This is a genomic window from Shewanella sp. MM_2022_3 (genome assembly GCF_022557375.1).
GTDB lineage: Bacteria > Pseudomonadota > Gammaproteobacteria > Enterobacterales > Shewanellaceae > Shewanella > Shewanella xiamenensis.
The window spans coordinates 1-6280 of sequence record NZ_JAKZGV010000087.1 but is presented as its reverse complement, the minus strand read 5'-3'; the positions used below and the strand labels follow the sequence as shown (position 1 = coordinate 6280).

Below are 6280 nucleotides of genomic sequence, written 5' to 3'. Positions count from 1 at the left end.
ATACGCTTATTCAGAATGGCATGTTTAAAAATATCATAAAAATATCATATTTTTTTTGCGATTATTATTTGTTCACTTAGGTTAACTAGGGGGACTAGATGTCTTTTTCTTACTTATTGTTTTATCGCTATTTAATAATTTTGTGTTACGGCACTGTTCTGAATGTAAGACAATTTACTCTGTAAAATTACATTTCCATCAATATGTTATGCATGCATAGTGAGATCTTGCCCCCTTTTTTTAGCCCTACAACTCTGGAATAATCCGCCCGCACGTTAATAAAAATTAGCGGCAATATTATAATAATGGGGTTGTTGATATGGAAAATGTTAATAAGTTGACGGCTATTTCTTTAGCTGTAGCCGCGGCGTTGCCTATGATGGCAAGTGCTGATGTCATAATCACTGAGTATGTTGAAGGTAGCTCTAATAACAAAGCTATCGAATTGTATAACAGCGGTGATGCGGCAATTGATCTCACAGGTTATAAGCTCGTTCGTTATAAAGATGGCGCAACAGATGCGTCAGATATGCAAGTATTAGATGGCCAGAGCATTGCGCCTAAAGCCACTAAAGTGATTCTCAATTCAAGCGGTGTTATTACCCTGCCACAAGGCGTCGATAGTTTTTCTGGTAGCTTAAGCTTTAACGGCGGTGATGCTGTCGCTTTGGTTAAAGATGGCGCCGTGGTTGATATTATTGGTGATGTGCCAACGCCAGTCGGTTGGGGACTCGATGTTACCCTTAAGCGTAAACTAGACTCATTAGTCGCAAATACCGTCTTTAATGCTGCCCAGTGGGAACAATTACCTAAAGATACTTTCACTGGTCTTGGTTCTCTGAATACGCCAACCGCACCAGAAACACCTGTATTTAGTTGCAGTGGCGCGAAAATTGTTCCTATTTATCAAGTACAAGGTGCTGGAGAATCTAGCCCTTATGTTCCTCAAGGTGCATTTGAGTCTGAAAGTGAAGTGACGGTTCGCGGGGTGGTGACTGCCCGTGGCGAGAGTTTGTTCAAAGGTTTTTATTTGCAAGAAGTGAAGGGTGATAACTCGCCATATACTTCCGATGGTGTATTTGTCTTTTTAGGTGAAACACCGCCAGCAGCGATACAACCTGGGGTTGAAATCTGTGTTCAGGGTAAGGTCAAGGAATACTTCGGTCTAACCCAAATTGATATTAAAACCGATAAAAAATTTGAAGTGGGCGCGAAGGGGGAAGTTCCTGTCGCAGCGCCTTTCTATGTTGCCGAGGGAGAAACATTAGCGCAGGCTTTAGAGCGTTATGAAGGCATGAACGTGCTATTAGATGCGGGCAGTGATCTGAAGATCAGCCGCACCTTTAGCTTCGACTATGCGGGCAAGCGTAATAACATGTTGGTGTCTTACAAAGAACCCTTGATGAAGCCAACCCAGTTATACCCAGCGCTTTCTCCAGAGGCAACGGCATTAGTTAAATCTAACCTAGAAAATCAGCTGTTTATCGAATCCGATTACAAACCTGCTGACGGTGTAATTCCTTACTTCCCTGACTTTAATGCTGAAACAGGTTATATCCGCGTCGGTGATCAATTGACCAATCTGCAAGGGGTGATTGGTTATAGCTACGGGGCTTACCGTTTAGTGGCTACGAACACTATTACTGCTGGCGATTTTATCCGCGGCGATGATAGAACAGATGCACCAAGTGTGGCGACTAAAGGTGATATCCGTGTGGCCAGCTTTAACGTACTGAACTTCTTCAATGATGTTGTGGGTGGTGATACTAACCCATCGGGTGGCAACCGCGGCGCATTGACCGAAGAAGAAATGCTGTTACAACGTGCGAAAATCGTTAGTGCCATTACTGCCATGAATGCCGATATCGTTGGCTTGATGGAAATTGCTAACAACGGTTTTGGCGAAAAGAGCGCGATTAAGAACTTAGTCGATGCCTTAAACGAGAAGCAAACTGCTGAAAATGCTTACAGCTATATTGAAATCGTCGATGAAGATAAATACGACGGTAAGTACTTCGGTAGCGATGCGATTACCGTTGGTATGCTGTACCGTGCGGGTAAAGTAAGCCTTGCAGGTGCTGCTCGCACTATTGATACCCCAGAGCAACATGCGAGTGCAGGCAGTGTGACTCGCATTAAAGAGGGTAAGACTGAGACTAACCCAGGTAACGATGCTTACCAACGCCACAGCTTAGCGCAAACCTTTAAGATCCATAATGAAAATCTAACCGTTGTTGTTAACCATCTGAAATCAAAAGGCTCAGGCTGTTTGGAGGATTGGGTTAACTTCGAAGAGTCTGTTGATCCTGCGGATCAACAGGGTAAGTGTAATGCTTTCCGCGTGTCAGCAGCTAAAGTGATCGGTGAAGCGTTGAAAGACGTAAAAGGCGATTTACTGGTTATCGGTGATATGAATGCCTACGGTATGGAAGATCCTATCCGTGTATTGACCGACTACGATGCGAGCAAGTCTGATCGTGCAATCATGACCGCCTCTTGGACAACCTTAAATGGCAAAGTGTTTGAACGCCAAGGCAGCAAGATTGAGAAAGGTTATGGTCTTATCAATCTCAATACTAAAGCTCACGGTACTGGCACTTACTCATACAGCTACAATGGTGAGTTAGGCAACCTTGACCATGCCTTGGCAAACACTAGTCTCGCCAAGCGTTTAGTGGATATTGAAGATTGGCATATCAACTCTGTGGAGTCTACCCTGTTCGAATACGGCAAAAAATTCTCAGGTAATCTCGTAAAATCTGAAAATGCGTTTTCTGCTTCAGACCATGACCCTGTGATAGTTGCATTAAGCTATCCAGCGCCTGTTGAGCCACCAAAACCTGAGCCAAAGCCTAAGGATGATGGTGGAGCACTAGGTTACTTAGGCTTAGCCTTGTTATCACTATTTGGATTACAGCGCCGTCGCCGTTAAATACGTGTTAATACGCTCACAACTTATTTTGTGAGCTAAACTCAGAGCTAAGGGATGGTTTTACCATCCCTTTTTATTGAGCTGGTTTTATCGTGTTTTCATCGTATTTCATGGGAATGAGTCTTGAGCCCAACGGAGAAAAAGATGGTTGTGAGTGCACCCCTGCATTCCATTGGTGTTACCAAGGCGCCATTGTGGTTTTACGTTATCGCAGTCGTTAGTTTGCTTTGGAATATCATGGGATTATTGGCCTTTGTTATTCAAATGACTATGACGCCAGACGCCATGGCGCAGATGAGTCCTGATCAGATTAAACTCTATGAATCGACACCCGCTTGGCTCAACTTTGTGTTTGGTTTTGCGGTGGTTTCTGGCGTTATCGGTTGTCTGTTTCTACTGATTAAAAAAGCCTTCTCTTATAAAGTGTTGCTCGCGTCACTGGTGGCGGTATTGGTGCAGATGGGTTATGTATTTGGGATTCAGCAGGCGGCAGCGGTATTGGGCACTGATGCTCTTGTGATGCCAAGTGTAGTGATCCTTTGGGGGATTTTCTTAGTTTGGTTTAGCCGTTTGGCTGTCACAAAACATTGGTTAAGTTAGTCGTAGCGTTTCCTTGCCGAACAGAACTGGTTAAGCGATGGCTTATGTGTTGAACTTCAGTCACTTCTTAGTAAACTGCTAGCTGGTTTTCTTTACTAGGATGTTGAAATGAGTATTTGGTTTAGACCGGTAAGCTTAGAGGATTGTGCCCGTTTAGATGCTGGTATGGGGGGCAAAGGCACCTTGATGCAGACCCTAGGGATTGAGATCAGCGAGATTGGCGATGACTTTATGAAGGCGACTATGCCTGCCACGCCCGCCGTACATAATCCCTTAGGCATTGTCCATGGGGGCGCGAACGTTGCCTTAGCCGAAACGGTTGCCAGTTATGCGGCAAACTTTGCGGTGGATTTCGAGCAATATTATTGTGTTGGACAAGAGATTAACGCCAACCATTTACGTGCTTCACGTAATGGCGTACTAACCGCAACGGCAAAACCCATTCATCTGGGGAAACGCAGCTCGGTATGGGAAATCTTAATCCATAATAGTGCAGGGGAGTTGACCTGTATCTCACGGATGACAGCAGCGGTAGTTAAACGCTAATGCAGATTAACCAACCTGTTTCAATGTATAAATCGATAAATAAGGTTTTAATATGGATAGTGCAATGATTTGGGAATGGGTTGGTTATTTGGCGTCTGTGGTAGTAGCTATCTCTTTGATGATGTCAAACATCAAGAAGTTACGTTGGTTGAATTTGCTTGGGGCGGCACTGTTTGTTGCTTATGGGATGGCGATACAGGCTTATCCTGTTGCAGCGGTTAACTTTTTTATTGTACTCATCGATGCTTATTATCTTGTTGTTATCTACCGTGAGCAGCTAAGCCAAAAGTAAGTTTGGAGGTTGGTTTCGATGCAAGTCCTAACCAATCTGCTTATTTTTCAAACCTTTAATTTTAGTCCTCAGTGTAAAAACTCATATCTTCCATCAGTCGGGTATACCCTTTAATGGGTTTTACTCTCCAGATATTAAACAATAATACTGTCTGCACTTAAGTGATGACAGTGAGTATTTCTTAGTTTTAATCTTTAAAATAGATTGTTTAAATCTGTATTAATCGTTTTATTGGATTCAATCTTTTCTCTATTCTAGCTCCATCGACAACACGTCGCCTGCCAAGGAGATAAGCCATGGCTACTATTTTCGATTTAATTGAATCTTGGATTCACACTAAAAAAGACTAAGGAGCAAGATATGAGTCAACAGTATTTAACCAGCCAGAGCGGTTCCCCTATTGCAGACGATCAAAACTCGTTATCAGCGGGTGAACGTGGTCCTTTACTCCTACAAGATTGGCATTTAATTGAAAAGCTTGCTCATTTTAACCGTGAGCGTATTCCTGAGCGTGTAGTACATGCTAAAGGTACTGGTGTATACGGGACTTTCACTCTGACCAAAGACTTAAGCGATTACACCATTGCTGACCATTTCAATGGTGTGGGTAAGCAAACTGAAACCTTCGTGCGTTTCTCAACCGTTGGCGGTGAAATGGGTTCTGCCGATGCAGAGCGTGACCCACGTGGTTTTGGTCTGCGCTTCTATACTGCTCGTGGTAATCACGACATTGTGGGTAACAACACGCCGACTTTCTTCCTGCGTGATGGCATTAAGTTCCCGGATTTTATCCATACTCAAAAGCGCAACCCATTGACCAACCTTAAAGATCCACAAGCGATGTGGGACTTCTGGTCATTAAACCCTGAAGCCATGCATCAGGTGACGATTTTGATGTCTGACCGTGGTATTCCGGCAAACTATCGCCAAATGCACGGCTATGGCTCGCATACTTTCTCGTTCTGGAATGCTAAAGGCGAGCGTTTCTGGGTGAAGTTTCACTTTAAATCGCAGCAAGGCGTAGTGAACTTAACCAACGAACAGGCTGATAAGTTAAAAGGGATTGACCCTGATTCATCGCAACGCGATATGGTGGTGGCGATCACCGATGGCAATTTCCCGCGTTGGACAGTGAATGTGCAGATTATGCCTGAAGCTGATGCCAACACTTACCATATCAACCCATTTGATTTAACTAAGGTTTGGCCACATGGTGATTACCCATTAATTGAAATCGGTGTGTTAGAGCTAAACCGTTTACCGCAAAACTACTTTGCGGAAGTCGAGCAAGTGGCCTTAGCACCGAGTAACTTAGTGCCTGGTGTAGGCGCATCACCTGATAAAATGTTACAGGCACGTTTGTTCGCCTATGCCGATGCACAGCGTTATCGTATTGGCGCGAATTACAACCAATTGCCAGTAAACTGTCCACATGCGGCTAAAGCCAATCATCATCAACGTGCAGGCGCAATGGCGGGAACTCAATGTCCTTACCATGGCAGTCAAACAGGTGGCGATGCTTCAGCAAACTATGGCCCTAATAGCACTGCGGGCGCCTTGGTAGAACCGGCAAACTTTGCTGAGCCACCACTGCGTTTAGATGGCGAAGCGGCGCGTTACAGCCGATACAATCAGGATGATTACACCCAAGCCGGTAATTTGTACCGCATCTTCAGCGAAGATGAAAAAGCCCGCTTAGTGGAAACCATTTCAGGCTCACTGCGTCAAGCGAGTTTAGATGTACAGCAACGTATGCTGGCACATTTCCAAAAAGCTGATGCTGATTACGGTCAACGGATCCAAACCGCATTAGGGCTATAAGTTAATCTACTAACCCATAGCAAAGGCCTGTGATATCACAGGCCTTTTAATTATTTAAAATTCAATTGATTAGTTGAATTAATAGATTA

General features: G+C 44.2%; 5 protein-coding genes. All 5 read left to right on the top strand.

Going from position 1 to position 6280, the window contains the following annotated elements:
- Positions 1-319 precede the first annotated feature (319 nt).
- The 5 genes from exeM (at position 320) to katB (ending at position 6191) form a co-directional block, all read left to right on the top strand.
- Positions 320-2932 carry an extracellular exonuclease ExeM gene (gene exeM / locus MMG82_RS21010; protein WP_055646809.1) on the top strand — a complete coding sequence of 871 codons (2613 nt, stop codon included), beginning with the start codon at positions 320-322 and terminating at the stop codon, positions 2930-2932.
- A gap of 144 nt (positions 2933-3076) precedes the next feature.
- On the top strand, positions 3077-3532 hold the full coding sequence (locus tag MMG82_RS21005) for a hypothetical protein (protein WP_047535457.1): 456 nt from the start codon (positions 3077-3079) through the stop codon (positions 3530-3532).
- Between the two features lie 108 nt (positions 3533-3640).
- Positions 3641-4078 (top strand): hotdog fold thioesterase, encoded by a 438-nt coding sequence (locus MMG82_RS21000; protein ID WP_037426162.1) that lies wholly within the window; start codon positions 3641-3643, stop codon positions 4076-4078.
- A 52-nt stretch (positions 4079-4130) separates the two neighbouring features.
- Entirely contained in the window at positions 4131-4370 is a 240-nt protein-coding gene (locus tag MMG82_RS20995) for a YgjV family protein (RefSeq protein WP_037414872.1), read from the top strand.
- A 360-nt stretch (positions 4371-4730) separates the two neighbouring features.
- A complete protein-coding gene (gene katB / locus MMG82_RS20990; RefSeq protein WP_037414869.1) occupies positions 4731-6191 on the top strand; it encodes a catalase KatB in 1461 nt (486 codons plus the stop codon).
- The last annotated feature ends 89 nt before the right edge of the window (positions 6192-6280 follow it).

Bases quoted from the DNA above. Each gene is read 5' to 3' on its own strand.
- exeM (WP_055646809.1), top strand. From the start codon at position 320: ATGGAAAATGTTAATAAGTTGACGGCTATTTCTTTAGCTGTAGCCGCG.
- MMG82_RS21005 (WP_047535457.1), top strand. From the start codon at position 3,077: ATGGTTGTGAGTGCACCCCTGCATTCCATTGGTGTTACCAAGGCGCCA.
- MMG82_RS21000 (WP_037426162.1), top strand. From the start codon at position 3,641: ATGAGTATTTGGTTTAGACCGGTAAGCTTAGAGGATTGTGCCCGTTTA.
- MMG82_RS20995 (WP_037414872.1), top strand. From the start codon at position 4,131: ATGGATAGTGCAATGATTTGGGAATGGGTTGGTTATTTGGCGTCTGTG.
- katB (WP_037414869.1), top strand. From the start codon at position 4,731: ATGAGTCAACAGTATTTAACCAGCCAGAGCGGTTCCCCTATTGCAGAC.